The following is a 646-nucleotide window of genomic DNA, read 5'->3' as shown; positions in this document are numbered from 1 at the left end:
AGCCAGACCATTTCGCCGGCAGCGCCGCTGCGGATCGCCTCGGCGCGCGCCTCCATGAAGGCAAGTGCTTCGGGATAGGCGGTAAGGCCGGGCTCGATCAGCCATTCGACCGGTGCTGAACCGGGGAGCGGCAGGAACGACGTGGCGATCTGGCTGCGTTCGGGCATGGCGTATCGTCTTTTCGCTTATGCATGTCGCGTCCCAAAACCGCCTCGCACCTTTGGGTGACATCAACTTGCCTTCCATATGGCGATATCAGGCGCAAACGTCCAGTTCCGGCGCTGCGTTCGGACCCTGTGGAGCATTATGCCAATCGCCTGACATTATTGCTTGCCGTGCACTTGTTTCGCCGGAAACGATTTGCTACACGCCGCGAGCCGGTCGGTTCCGGCTCTACCACGTGCGGTCGTGGCGGAATTGGTAGACGCGCAGCGTTGAGGTCGCTGTGGGGCAACCCGTGGAAGTTCGAGTCTTCTCGACCGCACCATTTTCCTTCCCAGATCCCGATTGTGCAAGCTCCGCCCGCTGCGGGCCGGGCGCATTTCGTTTGATATTCCCGCGCTTTACGCCACTTTCTTTTTGAGCGTCGGATTCTCCCGAAACCGGTTTCCCCTTTGGGTCCGATGCTCTAGACCTGATTTGCACC

At 60.2% G+C, this 646-nt stretch carries 1 tRNA gene and 1 pseudogene; one reads left to right on the top strand and one right to left on the bottom strand.

Annotation, left to right across the window (positions count from 1 at the left end):
• Positions 1 to 167: pseudogene (locus tag EN750_RS41345) on the bottom strand (lipoyl(octanoyl) transferase LipB); the annotation flags it as partial.
• A 235-nt stretch (positions 168 to 402) separates the two neighbouring features.
• Between EN750_RS41345 and EN750_RS37815 the strand changes: the two are divergent.
• Positions 403 to 487: transfer RNA gene (locus tag EN750_RS37815), tRNA-Leu, on the top strand.
• The last annotated feature ends 159 nt before the right edge of the window (positions 488 to 646 follow it).

Source organism: Mesorhizobium sp. M7A.F.Ca.ET.027.03.2.1, assembly GCF_003999175.1.
GTDB lineage: Bacteria > Pseudomonadota > Alphaproteobacteria > Rhizobiales > Rhizobiaceae > Mesorhizobium.
Note: the sequence above shows the minus strand (reverse complement) of the source record. Positions and strands in the feature narration are given on the sequence as shown.